This window comes from Pseudomonas sp. SDO5215_S409, assembly GCF_054071325.1.
The window spans coordinates 1-473 of the sequence record NZ_JBSVWN010000178.1; the positions used below are offsets into that span (position 1 = coordinate 1).

A 473-nucleotide genomic window follows, 5' to 3' on the forward strand; every position below is an offset into this window, starting at 1 on the left:
CAGGTGTCGTGGTAGATCGCTTCGGCGTTGGGGTCCAGTTGGTTGAGCCAGGTGAGCAGGTCCTGTTCGCTGTGTTGGCAATGGCGTTGCAGTCGCAGGGCGTCGCGGGTGGTTTGGCTCAGGTAGGTTTGCACCTCGTCAAAACGCACGTCCTCACGCCACAGTCGTTTGGCGTTCCAGTCCTCGAGTGCGACTTGCCATTTCTCTCTATCGGGCAGGTGGCCCCAGGTTGTTTTGAACACCGCCTGCGCGGCAGAGAGGGTCGGCATGGCCCCGATATCCACCAGCCCGCCCTCGGCAGACCCCGCCAGGTCCTTGCCTCGCTCAATGTCATCGTGGGTCGCGAGCAAGGTGTAGAGGTCGTCGGTATAAGCCTGCCGTTGGAGCGGGTCTTTTATCGACGCGGGGATAAACGCGGCGGTGTCGAAACCACACAGGTTCTGCACCGCAAAAGCACTTTGTAATGCGTGCTG

1 pseudogene is annotated in these 473 nt (G+C 60.7%); it reads right to left on the reverse strand.

Features of this window, described 5'->3' with window-relative positions:
• Positions 1 to 473: pseudogene (locus ACW9H9_RS28800) on the reverse strand (T6SS effector BTH_I2691 family protein); the annotation flags it as partial.